Raw genomic sequence first — 17,109 nt, forward strand, 5'->3', positions numbered from 1 at the left:
GATAAATTAATTAAGTTATGAATATTCGAATCGGCTTTTGGCTCTTGTTACTGGTGTCCCTTGGGGCTTGTAAAGGAAAGACATCAAGTGTGCAGGAAACCTTGTTCAGCGGGGTGATCCGGGTTGCTGTCGATGAAACGTTATCTCCCTTGGCCGAGGAAGCTATTAACGTTTTTGAGGCGCAATATAATCAGGCGGGTGTAATACCACTTTACACGAGTGAAGTGGAAGCGATTAATTTGCTGTTACGTGATAGTGTGCGGTGGGTTTTGGCTACACGACCACTGACGGAAAACGAATTAGAGTCATTCCACAGCAAGAAGTTTTTTCCGGAGTCGGTGAAGGTAGCCACTGATGGGATAGCCTTGATCGTGAACAGGCAAAATGCCGATTCGATATTCAATTTGGCTCTGTTGCAAAAGATATTTACCGGGGAGATTACCCGTTGGGAGGAGATTGCCCCGGGGTCCCGCGCGGGAGAGATACAGGTGGTTTTCGATCACCCGAATTCAAGCACCGTGAGGTACGCGATTGATTCGATTTGCGGGGAGGGGCAGTTGTCCGAGCGTTGTCACGCGGCAGGGACGAACCGGAAGGTGATTGATTATGTGGCACGTACCCGTGGTGCTTTGGGGGTAATAGGTGTGAACTGGATCAGTGATGACAGGGATTCGCTTTGTCGCGATTTTCTCGACGAGATACAGGTGGCACGCGTGAGTCGTGCCGACCGACCAACATACGGGAATAGTTACCAGCCTTACCAGTATTATCTCTATACCGGACAGTATCCCTTGCGACGGGATATTTATATTTTGCTGAATGATCCCCGTAGTGTTTTGCCCACGGGATTGACTTCTTTTTTCTCCGGTTCGCGGGGACAGCGTATCGTGTTGAAGGCCGGTTTGCTACCGGCAACAATGCCCGTGAATATCGTGAACGTGAGAGAACAAATCTAACTATAAATTTGAAGACGATGAATACAAAATGGATATTATACGGACTGTTCTTTTCGCTCCTTTCCGTGAGCGTGAAGGCGGCAGATAACAGGGTAGGGATAGATCTCTACGAGTCGGGAATGACTGGTGCGGCAAAAGTGTTTTTTCTGGATAATCTGCCGACGCTGACGGATAATGTACGGCAGGCTGAGGCGTGTTATTACCTCGGGGAATGTTATCTGACGCTAGGGCAGAGGGATTCTGCCGGTTTTTATTACGATAAAGGCGTGGGATTGCAACCGGATTACCCGTACAATCGGGTGGGACAGGCAAGTCTGAAGTTGAATGACGATCCTTCCGGCGCGGAGGCTTTATTGAAGGATGCCCTCGGAACGAAAGGGTATAAGAAAGACGCTACCCTGCAAATCGCTATCGCGAGGGCTTACTTGCACGCCGGTGATGCCGCAAAGGCTATGGAGCACGTGAATAAGGCGAAAGAGTTGGATGACAAGAGCGGTTTGCCCTACCTCGTGGAAGGCGACATTCTGGTGATGCGGGGACACACCGGGGATGCTTGTGCCAAGTACGAGTCGGCTACTTATTTTTCTCCGGATTGTCTGGGGGCTTATTTGAAGCAGGCACAGATATACATGTCTACCAATCGTTCGCTTTCTCTCGAGAAGTTGAATAAAGTGCGCGAGATATCGCCCGATTTTTGCGGGGCTTACTGTTCCTTGGGAGAATTGCACGAGATGTCCGGAAATAGTAAGGCGGCGGCAGAGAATTATACTAAGTTTATCCGTTCGGGGTATTACGACACGGAGAATTTGCTTCGTTACGCGGGGATATTGTATTTCGACAAGCAATATGCCGGGATGTTGCCCGTGCTGGAACAGGTGTTGAATGAACGACCGGATAATTTAGTGGCGAAACGGTTGTACGCGTACTGTCTGGCGAAGCGGGAAGACGGGGAGAAGTGTTTGCAGGCTATCCGGCATTTTATAGAGTCAACCCCGGAAGAACATCAGATTTATCAGGATTTCCTGTGTTATGCCGAGCAATTGGAGGCAAACAAGAATTACAATGATGCCGTGGTGTTTTACGAGAAGGCTTTGCAAACGGATGCCAAACATCAAGAGCTGAACAAGGAAATCGCGGATATTTTCGCGAAGACCAATCAATTGGATTCGGCTGTGGTATATTACAATCGTTATATTGATTCTGCCGGAGAGGCATCGGCGGAAGATTTATTGAAATTGGGCAAATGCTATTATAACATGGCTTGCCGGGATTCCGTTGTCGACGAACAGAAAGCGGAACTCGTGAAAGCCGATAGTTTGTTTGCCGCGTTGAGTGACAAGGTGCCGAGTAGTTACGTGGGATATTTCTGGCGGGCACGCGTTAATTCGATGCTCGATCCGGAAACCTTGGAAGGGTTGGCAAAACCTTATTACGAGAAAGTGGTAGAAATAGGACTGTCGAACACGGAACGTTATAAACGGGAACTGATAGAGAGTTACAAGTATCTGGGGTATTACCATTACGTTGTTGCCGATGCTATCACGACGAAAAATAATGGAAATCCCGATTCGGCAAAAGGTGAATACGAGGAAGCAAAGGAGTTTTTCTCTAAGGTGCTGGCGTTGGATGCCAAGGACGAGATTGCTTTGAAGGCACTGGAAAGTATAAAACTTTAATAATTTTAGATTTAGTGATTTTAGATTGAGTAAAACGACTCGTGCAAGTTGCACATAGCTTTCCCCGAGGAGTGGATGCGGGTAAGTCTTTTTTTTTCCACCGTTGGGGTGTTTTGGTATGGAAATTGCACTATAATCCCACAGAACAATAAAAAGGAAATATGAAGTTTTGGTTGAAAATATTGTCTGTCGTTATTATAACGTTTTGTTTCGGGATAAATGTTTTGTCCGGGGAGAACACGTTTGAAGGACGTACGGAAAACAGGACGGAGTATTTCGCTTCTACCCGGTTGGACGGGGAATTTACTTTGAGCGATTTGGCAAGAACCTACGATTTCGTTGGTGGTGCGTTTATCCTATCCGCATCAATTGATTTACCGGGCGATACGGGTATTGAAAAAGAAAAAAGAGGTGGTTTGTCTAAACTGCTCTCGTGCCATGATTCGGTCTTGAAGTCACATCACATTATTTGTCAGGAAAAATTCCGAGAATATTTATTCACAAAGCATGTCCATGGATTTTATATCTATCGGATAGGTCGTTTAGTTATTTAGCGGTATTGCCGGGATATATTCTCTCGTGCAAGGGAGAAAAAAAGCGTGTAGAAAGTTTGTTGGAAAGAAACTTTCCCGGTGAATATACGTTAAAGTTAAAAGTAAGCATTTAAAGAACGTTTAAATTATATATTATGAGACAGAATGTCGGGTACGTGACGCAAGTGATTGGTCCTGTCGTGGACGTGATTTTCGAGAATGACGGGGGAGATTTGCCACCTATTTACGAGGCGCTTGAAATCGAGCGGGACAATGGAGCCAAGTTGATTGTCGAGGTTGAACAGCACGTGGGTGAAGACACGGTGCGCTGCGTGGCAATGGATACGACGGACGGGTTGTATCGCGGGATGAAAGTGGTTGATTTGGGGCGGACGTTGACGATGCCCACGGGCGATCAGATTAAGGGACGTCTGTTGAACGTGACGGGTGATGCTATTGATTATCTGTCCCCGCTGGAATACAAAGATACGCTTTCCATTCACCGGGAAGCCCCGAAATTCGAGGATCTGTCCATACAGGAAGAATTGTTATTGACGGGTATCAAGGTGATCGATTTGCTGGAACCTTATTCCAAAGGGGGGAAAATCGGTTTGTTCGGTGGTGCCGGTGTCGGTAAAACCGTGTTAATCATGGAAATGATCAATAATATAGCCAAGGGACATAACGGGTATTCCGTGTTTGCCGGAGTTGGTGAACGTACGCGTGAGGGGAATGACCTTTTGCGGGAGATGATCGAGTCGGGTGTAATTAATTACGGCGACAAGTTCAAGGAGGAAATGGCTCAAGGCAAATGGGATTTGGAAAGCGTGGACATGGATAAAGTGCGGGAATCACAGGCCACGCTCGTGTTCGGGCAGATGAACGAGCCTCCCGGGGCACGTTTGCGGGTGGCTTTGTCGGGATTGACCGTGGCGGAGATGTTCCGGGATTCGAATGAAGGCGGTAAGGAGATATTGTTCTTTATTGATAATATATTCCGTTTCACGCAAGCGGGTTCGGAAGTTTCGGCGTTGCTGGGACGTATGCCGTCGGCGGTGGGCTATCAACCCACGTTGGCATCGGAGATGGGTAAATTGCAGGAGCGCATCACTTCGACGAAAAACGGTTCGATTACATCTATTCAAGCTATTTACGTGCCGGCGGACGACTTGACTGACCCCGCTCCGGCGACGACATTCAGTTTCTTGGACGCGACCACGGTATTGAGCCGTAAGATCACGGAATTGGGTATTTATCCGGCAGTGGACCCCTTGGAATCGAATTCACGTATTCTTGACCCGGCTATCGTGGGTGAAGAACATTATCACACGGCGCAGAGGGTTATCGAATTGTTGCAGCATTATAACGAGTTACAAGATATTATTGCCATATTAGGAGTGGATGAGTTGTCGGATTCGGATAAGATTGTCGTGGCTCGTGCCAGACGGGCGCAACGTTTCTTGTCACAACCATTCCATGTGGCGGAGCAATTCACGGGTATTCCGGGTGTGATGGTTCCACTGGAGGAAACTATTCGCGGGTTCAAGATGATATTGGATGGCGATATGGACGAGTACCCTGAGCAAGCCTTTATGAACGCCGGAACAATTGACGACGTGATTAAGAAAGGAAAAGAGATGATGGAGAAAGCGAAAAGCAATTGAAAATTGAAAGTTGAAAATTGAAAATGAAATGAACGATGATAGGGGAGGTGCCCGAAAGGCGGAGGAGTTCAATTTAAAATCTAAAATCTAAAATCAAAAGCGTTCGCTCGTGCGGCTGTAATCTAAAATCATAAATCATAAATCTAAAATTAATCAGGATGGTTTTAAGAATAGTATCTCCGGAAAAAGTGCTTTATAAAGGTGAAGTGCAAATGGTGAAACTACCCGGTACGGTGGGACAGTTCACGGTATTGGAGCATCACGCCCCGTTAGTGTCCACGTTGACAGCGGGAAAGCTGGTTTACCGGGGGGCGAGCGGGGAGAAGGAAATTGATATAAAAGGAGGAGTCGTGGAGGTGCGGGATAACAACGTGGTGGTATGTATAAATTGATAAACGAATGAAAGGTTATGCAAGACATATATTGACGGTATTCTTTTCGCTGACGGTGGCTTTGAACGTGTCCGCGCGGGAGGTTGTTGCCGTGAATGATACTCTGACAATGGAAGATGAAATTGTTGCTCGGGTGGATTCGCTGGGGCAGGAAGTCGAGGAAGAAGCGAAAGCGTTTAACCCGAAAGAAACCATTTTCGAGCATCTTGGTGATGAATACGGTTGGAATATCGTGGGGCGTGTGACTCTTCCATTGCCAGTGATTGTTAGGGGAATAGACGGAAGTTGGCACGTGTTCAGTTCCACGCGTCTGGAAGACGGGAAGGAATACGAGGGATTTTATATCGCCCGCGAGGGAACTCACGAGGGGAAGATTGTCGCCACGGATGCGACGGGAAACGTGTATCGTCCGTATGATTTCTCTATCACGAAAAACGCGTTTTCTATCATGATAAGCGCTTTGATTACCATGTTAATCGCCTTTTCGTTGGTGCGTTATTACCGGAAAAACAAATACAAAGCCCCTAGAAAGGGTGTCGGTTCAATCGAGATGGTCGTGGAGATGTTGTACAAGGAGGTTATCGTGAGCGTGTTGGGAAAAGAGGCGAGAAAATATGCGCCTTATCTACTGACATTGTTTTTCTTTATATTCATCTCTAACTTGATGGGGTTGGTCGCGTTCTTCCCGGGTGGAGCGAATGTGATGGGGAATATGTCTATCACGCTTGTACTGGCAGTTTGTACCTTTGTCGTGGTGAACGTGTCGGGAACGAAGGAATACTGGAAAGAGATTTTCTGGCCGGATGTACCGTTCGCGTTGAAATGTCCGGTGCCCTTGTTGCCGATAATCGAGATTTTCGGGGTATTCACGAAACCAATCGCTCTTATGATTCGTCTTTTCGCGAATATGCTGGGAGGACACTTGATAGTGCTGGTATTGATTTCGTTGATATTCATGTTCGGCGTGATGGGGCAGGTGGTTGTGGGGGTGACAACGATATTCTCGGTACTGTTCGCGGTGTTTATGAACTTGATACACGTGTTAATCGGATTTATCCAAGCGTACGTGTTTATGTTACTGTCGACGATATTTATCGGGTTAGCGAGAGTGAAGCGATTGAGTGATTTATAATAGAATAATTTGAATCAATAAATCTAAAATAAATAAGGTTATGGAAAGTTTAATTTTATTGGAAGCTGCGGTAGCCGGAATGAGTCTGGCAAAGATAGGTGCTTGTGTTGGTGCGGGTATAGCCGCTATTGGTGCCGGTATCGGTATTGGTAAGATTGGTTCTTCTGCTATGGACGCTATTGCCCGTCAGCCGGAAGAAACGAATAACATCAGAACGAATATGATTGTGATTGCCGCGTTGATAGAGGGTGTTGCCCTTTTCGCGATCATCGTTTGTTTATTAGCATTGTTTGTATAAAAAGAAGCTATGTCATTGTTTACACCGGAATTCGGATTAGTGTTTTGGATGCTGGTTGTCTTCTTGATTCTTTTCGGCATCTTGGCAAAATACGCTTGGCCTGCCATTGTCCGTATGTTGGACGAACGGGCGGACTTTATCGATAAAGGCGTGGTTTATGCTCAAGAAGCGAAGGAAGACCGGGAGAAGGCACAGGCAGATGTCAAGACGTTGCTGGCGGAAGCGCACAAGCAACAATTGGACGTGCTGCAGCAGACGGAACGACTGAAACGGGAGATGATAGCGGATGCACGCAAGGCAGCGGAGAACGAGGCGCAACGGGTGAGAGAAGCTGCCAACTTATCAATAGAGCAGGCGAAAAGAGAAGCGGAACGGCAATTACGGGTACAAGTGGCATCTTTGTCTTTGCAGATAGCAGAGAAGGTGATGCGGAAAGATCTGTCTTCCGATAAGGCTCAAATGGAGATTATCGGTAAGCTGTTGGACGAGCTTGAAAATAAAGAGTAAAGGAGGAAGGTATGGACGAAGGATTGATTGCTCGTAGATACGCGAAGGCTCTGCTTCGATACTCGCAAGAACTGGGTGCTGCCGATTTGGTTTACGAGAAGATGAAATTATTCGAGATAAACTATATCGCTCACCCCGATTTGCAAAAGGCTTTGTTGAATCCGTTGTTGTCACCCGGGGATAAGGAGATGCTTCTTTCCACGGCTATCGGAATCGAGCCGGGAGAAGCGTATATCAAGGGGATTCGTTTGTTGATAAAGAATCACCGGGAGATGTATGTAAGACAAATCTGTCTGATGTTCCAAAAACTCTACCGGGAGGCTTACGGTATCATCCGGGTGAAGATTACCACCGCGGTGGAATTGTCGAAGGAGGATCTGGAACAAATAGAGGATTACGTGAAACGTCGCTATGCCTCGAAAAAGATAGAATTTGTCCATAAAGTTGATTCGACGATTATCGGTGGTTTCGTGTTACAGATCGGTACGGAGCAATTAGATGCCTCGTTGATGAAGGAACTGAAGGAGATAGGAGTAGGGTTAGGACTGGAAGAGAATTATTGACTCGGTAATTCCGTGATTCAATAATTGACGATTCAGCGATTATAAGAAATTTGGAAAGTCATTTTCAATTTTCAATTTTCAATTTTCAATTGTATAAATTTATGTTGAAAGCGAATGAAATATCGGATATATTAGAGATGCAGCTCAAGGAGGTGGATACTCGAATGGTTTTTGAAGAAGTGGGTAGAGTGATGGAAGTAGGTGACGGGGTTGCCCATGTCTTCGGGTTGGATAATGTTCGGGCAAACGAGTTGCTCGAATTTGAGAACGGGGTTCGGGGAGTCGCTATGAACTTGGAGGAGGACAACGTGGGTGTGATTCTGATGAATGCCGGCGACCGCGTGAAAGAGAATTACACGGTGAAGCGTACCGGGAACATCGCTTCCATCAAGGTGGGAGAAGGTTTGCTCGGGCGGGTGATTAATACTTTGGGTGATCCGATCGACGGGGTTGGTGCGATTCAGGGTGATTTAATGCAGTTGCCGTTGGAACGTAAGGCTCCGGGTGTAATCTATCGTCAACCGGTGAAAGAACCTTTGCAGACAGGTATTAAGGCTATCGACTCTATGGTGCCTATCGGACGCGGGCAGCGGGAGCTGATTATCGGTGATCGACAGACGGGGAAGACCTCTATCGCGGTGGATACGATATTGAACCAAAAAAGGTATTTTGACAAAGGTGATCCGGTTTATTGTATTTACGTGGCTATCGGGCAAAAAGCATCCTCTGTGGCTATGCTCGTGAACACGTTGCAGGAGCGGGGTGCCATGGAATACACGGTCGTGGTGGCGGCAAACGCCTCTGATTCGGCAGCCATGCGGTATTACGCGCCGTTTGCCGGGGCAACCATTGGCGAGTATTTCCGGGATAGCGGACGTAATGCACTTGTGATATATGACGACCTTTCCAAGCAGGCGGTAGCTTACCGGGAGATATCTTTGATTTTGCGTCGTCCGTCAGGTCGTGAGGCTTATCCGGGTGATATTTTCTACCTGCATTCCCGTTTGTTGGAAAGAGCCGCGCGTATTATTTCCAGCGATGAGATGGCACTGACGATGAATGATCTGCCGGAAAACTTGAAACCGATGGTGAAAGGGGGCGGTTCGTTGACAGCCTTACCGATTATCGAGACACAGGCGGGCGACGTATCGGCATATATTCCCACGAACGTGATCTCTATCACGGACGGTCAGATATTTCTTGAAGCCAGTTTGTTTAACGAGGGTATGCGTCCGGCAATTAACGTGGGTATTTCGGTATCCCGTGTAGGTGGTAACGCCCAGTTAAAGGCCATGAAAAAGATAGCCGGAACGCTGAAGATCGATCAGGCACAATACCGGGAACTGGAATCGTTCTCCAAATTCGGCGGAGATATGGATTCCGTGACGGAAATGGTGATAGACAAAGGGCGTAAGAACGCACAATTGTTGATACAACCCCAACATTCCCCGATGCCCGTGGAGGAAGAAATTGCTGTCATATATTGCGGTACCCAAGGATTGTTACGGAACGTGGCAATAAAACATATTGCCGAATTTGAAAAAATGTTTTTGGAAATCTTGCGTTCCAGATACCAAAAGGAGATTCTTGAACCGTTGAGTAAGGGTATGCTGGATGAAAATATTTCCAAGCTACTGGAAGAAGTTGCCGGGGATGTGGCACAAACGTTTAATGATTAGAGTTCATAAAGTTTGTAAAGTTCATAAAGTAACGGGTGTCCTTCGGACAAGGTTTAATGGCAGCGTGAACTGCCGTAAACAAAGCCCGCGGGTTCCAAAATCTTATGAACTTTACAACCTTACAAACCTTATGAACTTTATAAACCTTATAAACTTTATAAACTGACTATGGCATCTACACGTGAATTGAAAGGAAGGATTAGTTCGGTACACTCTTCTCAGAAGATTACCGGGGCGATGAAGATGATTTCATCGGCAAGGTTGAGAAAGTCCGAAAATGCGTTGAATAACGCCCGACCTTACATGGAACAGTTACAGAATATATTGGATCATATCGCGGCGCAGACATGTGACTATCAGTCCCCGTTAAGCCAAGAGAGAACGGTGCAACGGGTGGCTGTTGTCATTTTTGCCGCTAACGAGGGATTATGCGGGGCTTTTAACCTGACACAGTACAAGAAGTTGTTGGAAACCCTGAACGAGTATAGTACTCAAGTGAAATCGCCGATACAGGTGTATCCCATAGGTAGAAAGATCGTGAACGAGGTGAAGCGGACGGCAGGGGTGGAAACGATGGAAATACCCGAGTTCTTCGAGGCAAAACAGTATGCTGACGGGTGTACGGCCTTGGCGGACGAGTTGATCCGACGTTTTATGGCAAAAGAAATTGATCGGGTAGACGTGATATACTCTCATTACAAGAGTATGGGCACGCAGATCGTCACCCGCGTGCAGTTGCTCCCGTGGGTGCCGCGGGAAACAAATGTTCTCTCCGGAAAGGAACAGAACACAGTTTATATCTACGAGCCTAATTGTGAAGAGATTCTGGAAACGGTGTACCCTTTGGTAATTCATTCCATCATGTATCGCTATTTGTTGGAAAACCAAACTTCGGAACAGGCATCCCGGATACTCTCCATGCAAATGGCAAATGATAATGCTATCAAGCTGTTGAAAGGTCTGCAACTGGAATATAATAAACTCCGGCAACAGAACATCACGGCAGAATTAATGGACATAGTGGGAGGCTCGCTAGAGTAATTTTAAATATTAATATTAAAGAAACATAATGATACAAACTTGATAAAACATGACTGTAACCCTGATTATTTTAGCTTTATCCGCGTTCTTTTTTGTAAATGGTAAGATAAGATCTGATGTCGTTGCGCTTTGTGCTTTAGTTCTTTTGATTCTGTTCAATATATTGACACCGGAAGAGGCTCTTTCCGGTTTCTCCAATTCAATCGTGATCATGATGATCGGGTTATTTGTCGTCGGGGGTGCGATATTTCAGACCGGATTGGCTAAGATGATCAGTAGTAAGATATTGAAACTCGCGGGGGATAGCGAGTTAAAACTTTTTATCCTCATTATGCTGGTGACTGCCGCTATCGGTGCTTTCGTGAGTAATACCGGAACCGTGGCGCTCATGCTTCCTATCGTCGTGAGTATGGCGGTAAGTGCCAAAGTGAGTCCCAGTCGTTATTTGATGCCGTTGGCGTTTGCCAGTAGCATGGGAGGTATGGCAACCTTGATTGGTACACCGCCGAACTTGGTGATTCAAAACGCCTTATTAGGAGCCGGATACGAGGGGTTATCCTTTTTCTCTTTTACCCCCGTGGGTATTATTTGCGTATTCGTGGGTATTATCGTGTTGATTCCGTTAAGTAAGATATTTCTTGTAAAGAAAGATGAGAAAAAGATAGAGAAAAAAGCGAGAAATAAATCGGTTAAAGATTTAGCTTACGAGTATCAGATCGCGCAAAACCTGTTTCGGGTAGGGGTGAAGAAAAACTCTTTGTTTTGTGGCAAGACGTTGGTCGAATTGAATATCACGGGAAAATATAACTTGACTATTCTGGAAATACGGCGAGAATCCAACACGCAAAATCCTTTCATGAAAACCATAGACCAGAGATTGGCGGGTCCGGATACGGCGTTGCAGGAGGGGGATGTCCTCTATGTGCTGGGACAATTCGCGCAAGTGGAAGTATTGGTCGGGGAGAATCATTTGGATTTGTTGGATACGCATACCGCCGAAGTTTCCGATAAACATGTCAAACAAGATGTGAACTTCGGGGAGATGGGGATTGCCGAGGTGTTATTGATGCCGAATTCGCAGTTGATAAACCGGGCTGTCAAAGATTCCGGTTTCCGGGAGAAATACCGTGTCAATGTCTTGGGTATCCAACGGGGCGGGAAATACATATTACAGGATTTGAAAGACGAGAAAATGCACTCCGGTGATGCCTTGCTGGTTCAAGGTACGTGGCAGGATATTGCTCGTTTGAACGAGATGCAGTCCGAGTGGGTGGTGGTGGGTCAGCCGCTGGCAGAAGCTGCCAAGGTTACGCTGGACCACAAAGCACCTGTCGCGGCGGCAATCATGCTTCTGATGATTGTGGCTATGGTTTTCGATTCTATCCCGATTCCACCCGTGGCGGCGGTAATCGTGGCAGCCTTGTTAATGGTATTGACCGGATGTCTTCGTAACGTGGAGGATGCCTATAAAACGATAAACTGGGAGAGTATCGTGTTGATAGCAGCCATGTTGCCCATGTCGCTTGCCTTGGAGAAGACGGGGGCTTCGTCCGTGATTTCTTCCGGATTAGTGAATTCTTTAGGTGGTTTCGGTCCTGTTATCCTTTTGGCGGGTATTTATTTCACCACATCATTGTTGACCATGTTTATCAGTAACACGGCAACGGCAGTGCTTTTAGCCCCTATTGCCATGCAGGCAGCCATAAACACGGGGGTGAGCCCTTATCCGTTCCTCTTTGCCGTCACGGTTGCCGCGAGCATGTGTTTTGCTTCCCCGTTCTCCACGCCGCCTAATGCTTTGGTGATGTCTGCCGGGAAATACACGTTTATGGATTACGTGAAAGTGGGATTACCGCTTCAGATTATCATGGGAATCGTCATGATATTCATATTGCCTTTGTTATTTCCATTTTAGTGTGAAAGGGGTAGAAATTTATGATTTTTTGATTGATAATTGCTAAATTCATTGTTCCTTTGCAGGGTAAAAACCGATAGACGTGCTGGAACGATTAAGATCATGGATGTTGCCGTTGGCTATGTTGGGTGGGGGTATATTTTACTCCTTCTTTAATTTGTTTGCTTTTCTGACACCTTATTTGATTTCCGTGATGTTGCTGATCACTTGTTGTCGCTTGTCGATACGGGAGATGCGGTTTACCCGTTTGCATGCATGGATGTTGATGGTACAAGTTTTCGGTAGCGTGATCGTGTATGGTGTCCTATGCTATTTCGATCGGGTGTTGGCGGAGGCGATGATGATATGCGTGTTGGCTCCCACGGCGGTTGCGGCGGCGGTGATCACGGGGATGCTTGGTGGAAGCGTGCCTTGTCTGGCAACCTACACGCTGGCAAGCAATCTTTGCGTGGCAATCGTGGCTCCGGTCATGTTCTCGTTGGTTGGGGTGCGGGACGGGGTGTCGTTCGGTCAGTCGGTTTGGTATATTTGCACTCAGGTGGGACCTTTGTTGCTTTTACCTCTTGCCGGGGCTTGGGTGTTGGAGTATTTTGTTCCTTCCGTGCATAAAATATTGCGTGCCCGTCAGAGTATTTCGTTTTACCTGTGGAGTTTGAGTCTGACGATCGTGACGGGGAGAACGGTGTTTTTTATCATGCAGCAGGATAGTAAGGACTACGGGGCGGAGATTCTGATGGCTATCGCTGCTCTGGTGCTTTGCATCGCACAATTCGCTCTCGGGCGCCGGATCGGGAAAAAATATGGTGAAACGATCGCGGGGGGACAAGGACTCGGGCAAAAAAACACGATTCTCGCTATCTGGATGGCACAGGTGTACTTGTCGCCTCTCTCTTCCATAGGTCCGGCGGCGTATGTTCTGTGGCAAAATAGTATTAATGCTTTTCAGTTATATCGTAAGAGAAATACAGCAGGTGGCGTGAAAGACGAACGATGATAATTAGTGAAAGGTTTGGAATTCTCCTAAAATTATAATAAATTGCAATCATAATATCGCGAATCAGCGATAAATACATGATATCATGAATAATTGGACTATAATAAAGACTTTCGTTTATCCACAAGATGCTTATATGGCAAAGGCATACCTAGAGTCGGCAGGAGTAGATACATTATTGCAGGACGAACTGACAGCTCAAGTAAATAATTTCTATTCTAACGCGATTGGTGGTGTGAAGTTGTGGGTGCGGGACGAACATTTGTCGGAAGGGGTGAAGTTGTTGCAAGAGGGGGGATATATTACTTCGGTCGATTTGGTGCAAGAAGATGAGGTATGGATTGTTGAAGCGGATAAAACCACGGATAGGACGTGTTGTCCCTTTTGTGGCTCTTCTAATATTGGTGTAAAGAAATCTCCCGACGTGATCATGATTGTGATATACTTCTTGTTGTCGGCGTTGTTCCCGATATTCAAGTCGGTGAATAAATGCTTTGATTGTGATAAGGTGTGGAAATTTAAAAAGAAAAGAAATCATGGAAGAAGTGGAAATCCCGGAAATTGACAGAGAAGGTTTGGAAGAAGAAGCAAAGGCTATATTCCCGAACGAGGAAAAAAGAAAATTGTACGTGGATATCTTGGTGAAGAGTGTGGAGGAAGCCAAGGCATTAACTAATCTTGTGTCCTTGATGGTAGAGTACCCGGAGATCGTGACTAACGCTGACTCCCGACGGAAAATGCACGAGGCGCTTGAGGCGCATCGCGAGAAAATGGGCGAACTTGAAAAGAAGGTGAAGAAATTGTGACATTTAGAGTTTTAACTTTGAACTCTAAGCTCTTTTACTTGCTTCTTCGTTTTCTTGTTAATAAGAATAAATCCAATAACGATCAGTACGAGGGCGATCGGGTCGTGCCAAGAGAATTTCTGTAAGCCGATAGCGATAGAAACGATAGCCCCCGTGATAGGGAGTAAATATATATATGCGCTTTCCACGAATGGGGTAATGTACACCAAGGCTTTCAGGCTCAAGAAGTAAGCGAGCATCGTGGAGAACACGAGCGTGAATCCCAGTTCCAACCAGATGTGTGTCGGTGCGACGGACGTGAATATCGGTGCGTTCAAGACTTGATGAATACCGAACGGAAACGTGATAATCATGGCGGCCAGACTCATCCACCGCATAACGATGACGGAATTGAACTTTTGTGTATAAGGTTTTATTAAAATCAGGTACAAGGCGTTAAACACGGAAGATACGAAGATAAGAACGTCACCCGTGACCGAATCCTTGACCGCTCCGGCATGGGGAGTTATGGATACATACACCGTCCCGGCAAGGCCGAGTATGATACCGATTGCCTTATACCAGTTAAAAGAGGCATGTAACAGAAGCACGGCAAGACCGATCACGATGATCGGCTGGGTGGTACGGATCACGAAAGCATCCACTGGACCGGTCATGTTCAATCCGTTGATATAAAGTAATAAATTCCCACCGATGCCGAGTACACCCCCGAGCATCATCATTAGAATGTCTTTTTTTGTCGGTTTCGCTTGTCCTTTTGTCGGAAGAAACAACGAGATCAGCCAGAATCCCGCGGCCATCATGGTACAGCGGAGTAACACGAGCCCGTGGGGTCCTATCCACGAGGGCATAAGGATCTTCATGAAGTTCGTGTTGAAACTGTATATGATGATTGTAGACAAGACCATAAGATGCCCTATGATCTCTTTGGGCTTACCGGTTGTTTCCATTCTTTTCTATTTTCCGTGATAAACGGAAACCGGAAGAAGAAAGTTACAGAGTAAGGTCCATAAAGTCCATGGAGCCCTGCGGACTTTATGGACTTTACGGACTACTTGCACAAGTCAAGAGCCGCGTCTCCGGCGGGAATCGGGTCCCGTTTGATAGAAAAGTGGAAACGTGTTCCCCGTCCCTCGGATGAGGTGAACTGTATCGTTCCGCCCATAGCCTCGATGTATGCTTTGCAGATTGATAATCCAAGTCCCGTACCTTCCGTGAAGGTGTTCGCCTTGTAGAACCTCTCGAAAAGATTGGCATGAATCTTCGAGGGCATCCCTTTTCCGGTATCCTCTACCACGAAGTTGATTGTGTTTTGCTCCTTGTTCAGGGAATAACTCAGGCGGATGTGTCCCTTGTTCGTGAACTTCTGGGCATTCGATAAAAGGTTTACGATCACTTGGTACAACTTCTGCTGGTCGGTGTAGACGAGCAGGTCCGGGGTGTCGCCTTCCAAATATAACTCCACGTTCGGGTGCGTGTTGTTCATGCGCATTAATAGAATATCTTGACAAAACTCGTGCAGGCAGAACGTGGTCATTTGAAGCTCTATCTTGTGCGCGTCGATTCTTGCCAGTCGCAACACGTCGTTTGCCATATGCGACAACTGGTCGGAATGTTCATAGATAAGATTCATGTACTCGTTGCGCTGGTTCTCGGTCAGCGTCTTGTCGGTGCTGACCAGATTTGCCCAACCCAATATACAATTCAACTGATCGTTGATATCGTTACCCAGTTTTTCCAGAAACGAGAATTTCGATTTCTCTATACGTCCCGTCTTGTCCAGTGCGTCCTGCAATCTGATCTGGGCTTGTTTCAGTTCCGTGATATCATGAATGGTGATCAACATTTCCGGGCGACAGTTCATATCCATGTACGATCCTGACACGGAGACATTGCACTTTATTGACTTCTTCTCCGATACGCGCAGGCTGACAACGGCTTCTAAATTCGAGAAGTCCTTCCTCATGCGGAATGCTTCCGTGATCGCTTGCCGGATGGGGCAGGTCTGACAAAGTTCCCCGTTCCCGCATCCTTTCTCGAAAGAGTTGACACACTGGAGTAATTCACCTACTCTTTTTTTCCGGTTATCGTCCCGTGTATCAGTCACGGTGTAATAATTTGTTTTCTCCACGATAAAATCCTTGTCGATAACTAGGATATACGCTTTAATATGTTGCAGGATAAAATCAAATAACGCTCCCGATGCCTCGATCTCTTGCCCTCTTTTACTGCTCATCGTCCTTGCTCTCATGTACAAGCAGAAGAGTAATAAAATAACGCCGCTTAATATTGTAATGATAATACAACTATTCATACTACACGCTTCTAAATTCACCACAAAGTTTGTTATAATTTACCGATGTTCCAAAGCATAGATTTAAAATTTCTATCTTTTTAAGAAAATCGTTTCCGCGAAACAGTCCCTTAGTAGCTTGATTTTCGAATTGGTATGTTGATAATCACCTTGATCCTGTATAGAAACCAAGCCGGGATAAGTATTGTTACCAGACGAATTTTAGAGCAAATCCTCGTATTCCTTGTGTCGTGCCACGTAAGCGCGAGCGAAAGGACACGTGATAATTACTTTCAACTTCTTTTCTCTGGCATAATCCAGCGCCTGCTTTACCAGCGCCGAACCGTAACCTTTGCTTTGCAAGGGCTTCGGGACGAATGTATGTACTATGTTGATTCCCCCGTCAAAGGGTTTGTATTCCACAACGGCCGTTTTGCCGTTATCTTGAATTTCGAACAGATGCATCTGTTCATTGTGCTTGATTTCCATATCCGAGTGTTTTGAGTTTATATCTATTGGAGTATACGATATACTTTCCAACACAGTTTCAGTTTTATTAAAAAATAACGAATACCTTCATTTTCAATTCTCCATTATTTTGAAACGTCTTTTCCTCTTTCATCGTATTAATTTTATGAATATATTTGTATTCTTCATCAA

General features: G+C 46.1%; 18 protein-coding genes. 15 read left to right on the top strand and 3 right to left on the bottom strand.

All coding sequences use genetic code 11. The features are described 5' to 3' along the window. The first annotated feature begins 17 nt into the window (after positions 1-17). The 15 genes from ACK8P8_RS00500 to ACK8P8_RS00570 all read left to right on the top strand — a co-directional run bounded on the left by ACK8P8_RS00500 (position 18) and on the right by ACK8P8_RS00570 (position 14,156). Entirely contained in the window at positions 18-956 is a 939-nt protein-coding gene (locus ACK8P8_RS00500) for a PstS family phosphate ABC transporter substrate-binding protein (RefSeq protein WP_186975758.1), read from the top strand. Positions 957-973: 17 nt separating this feature from the next. Next, positions 974-2,632: a tetratricopeptide repeat protein gene (locus ACK8P8_RS00505; RefSeq protein WP_369859938.1), complete on the top strand. Its 1,659-nt coding sequence runs from the start codon at positions 974-976 to the stop codon at positions 2,630-2,632. Positions 2,633-2,793: 161 nt separating this feature from the next. Further along, positions 2,794-3,186: a hypothetical protein gene (locus ACK8P8_RS00510; protein ID WP_186975756.1), complete on the top strand. Its 393-nt coding sequence runs from the start codon at positions 2,794-2,796 to the stop codon at positions 3,184-3,186. 134 nt (positions 3,187-3,320) lie between these two features. Continuing rightward, positions 3,321-4,829, top strand: a complete 1,509-nt coding sequence (atpD, locus tag ACK8P8_RS00515; protein WP_099292987.1) for a F0F1 ATP synthase subunit beta — start codon at positions 3,321-3,323, stop codon at positions 4,827-4,829. A 158-nt stretch (positions 4,830-4,987) separates the two neighbouring features. Further along, positions 4,988-5,221 carry an ATP synthase F1 subunit epsilon gene (gene atpC / locus ACK8P8_RS00520; protein ID WP_227215598.1) on the top strand — a complete coding sequence of 78 codons (234 nt, stop codon included), beginning with the start codon at positions 4,988-4,990 and terminating at the stop codon, positions 5,219-5,221. A gap of 7 nt (positions 5,222-5,228) precedes the next feature. Continuing rightward, the gene (gene atpB, locus ACK8P8_RS00525) at positions 5,229-6,353 is read left to right on the top strand and encodes a F0F1 ATP synthase subunit A (RefSeq protein ID WP_292268703.1); all 1,125 of its coding nucleotides are present in this window, start codon (positions 5,229-5,231) and stop codon (positions 6,351-6,353) included. A gap of 40 nt (positions 6,354-6,393) precedes the next feature. After that, positions 6,394-6,651 carry an ATP synthase F0 subunit C gene (gene atpE / locus ACK8P8_RS00530; protein ID WP_099292981.1) on the top strand — a complete coding sequence of 86 codons (258 nt, stop codon included), beginning with the start codon at positions 6,394-6,396 and terminating at the stop codon, positions 6,649-6,651. Positions 6,652-6,660: 9 nt separating this feature from the next. Then, positions 6,661-7,158 carry a F0F1 ATP synthase subunit B gene (gene atpF / locus ACK8P8_RS00535; protein ID WP_099292979.1) on the top strand — a complete coding sequence of 166 codons (498 nt, stop codon included), beginning with the start codon at positions 6,661-6,663 and terminating at the stop codon, positions 7,156-7,158. Positions 7,159-7,169: 11 nt separating this feature from the next. Further along, positions 7,170-7,721, top strand: coding sequence for an ATP synthase F1 subunit delta (atpH, locus tag ACK8P8_RS00540; RefSeq protein WP_369859939.1), 552 nt, complete (start codon positions 7,170-7,172; stop codon positions 7,719-7,721). Between the two features lie 101 nt (positions 7,722-7,822). After that, a complete protein-coding gene (gene atpA, locus ACK8P8_RS00545; RefSeq protein ID WP_099292975.1) occupies positions 7,823-9,400 on the top strand; it encodes a F0F1 ATP synthase subunit alpha in 1,578 nt (525 codons plus the stop codon). Between the two features lie 168 nt (positions 9,401-9,568). Further along, complete coding sequence (gene atpG / locus ACK8P8_RS00550; protein ID WP_099292973.1) at positions 9,569-10,441, top strand: ATP synthase F1 subunit gamma; 873 nt, start codon at positions 9,569-9,571, stop codon at positions 10,439-10,441. A 49-nt stretch (positions 10,442-10,490) separates the two neighbouring features. Further along, the gene (locus ACK8P8_RS00555; protein ID WP_099292971.1) at positions 10,491-12,356 is read left to right on the top strand and encodes an SLC13 family permease; all 1,866 of its coding nucleotides are present in this window, start codon (positions 10,491-10,493) and stop codon (positions 12,354-12,356) included. 82 nt (positions 12,357-12,438) lie between these two features. Continuing rightward, positions 12,439-13,350 (top strand): transporter, encoded by a 912-nt coding sequence (locus ACK8P8_RS00560; RefSeq protein ID WP_186975752.1) that lies wholly within the window; start codon positions 12,439-12,441, stop codon positions 13,348-13,350. Positions 13,351-13,435: 85 nt separating this feature from the next. Further along, positions 13,436-13,915: a putative signal transducing protein gene (locus ACK8P8_RS00565; protein ID WP_099292967.1), complete on the top strand. Its 480-nt coding sequence runs from the start codon at positions 13,436-13,438 to the stop codon at positions 13,913-13,915. After that, complete coding sequence (locus ACK8P8_RS00570) at positions 13,887-14,156, top strand: hypothetical protein (protein WP_099292965.1); 270 nt, start codon at positions 13,887-13,889, stop codon at positions 14,154-14,156. Before ACK8P8_RS00565 ends, ACK8P8_RS00570 begins: the two co-directional genes overlap by 29 nt. 11 nt (positions 14,157-14,167) lie before the next feature. On the opposite strand, the gene ACK8P8_RS00575 is transcribed toward ACK8P8_RS00570, so the two are convergent. From ACK8P8_RS00575 to ACK8P8_RS00585, 3 genes are all read right to left on the bottom strand, one after another. Then, positions 14,168-15,106, bottom strand: coding sequence for a DMT family transporter (locus ACK8P8_RS00575; RefSeq protein ID WP_186975751.1), 939 nt, complete (start codon positions 15,104-15,106; stop codon positions 14,168-14,170). 101 nt (positions 15,107-15,207) lie between these two features. Continuing rightward, positions 15,208-16,470, bottom strand: coding sequence for a sensor histidine kinase (locus tag ACK8P8_RS00580; protein WP_186975750.1), 1,263 nt, complete (start codon positions 16,468-16,470; stop codon positions 15,208-15,210). 201 nt (positions 16,471-16,671) lie between these two features. After that, positions 16,672-16,938 carry a GNAT family N-acetyltransferase gene (locus ACK8P8_RS00585; RefSeq protein ID WP_099292959.1) on the bottom strand — a complete coding sequence of 89 codons (267 nt, stop codon included), beginning with the start codon at positions 16,936-16,938 and terminating at the stop codon, positions 16,672-16,674. Positions 16,939-17,109 lie beyond the last annotated feature (171 nt).

It is taken from the genome of Butyricimonas muris (assembly GCF_046365375.1).
GTDB classification, from domain to species: domain Bacteria; phylum Bacteroidota; class Bacteroidia; order Bacteroidales; family Marinifilaceae; genus Butyricimonas; species Butyricimonas muris.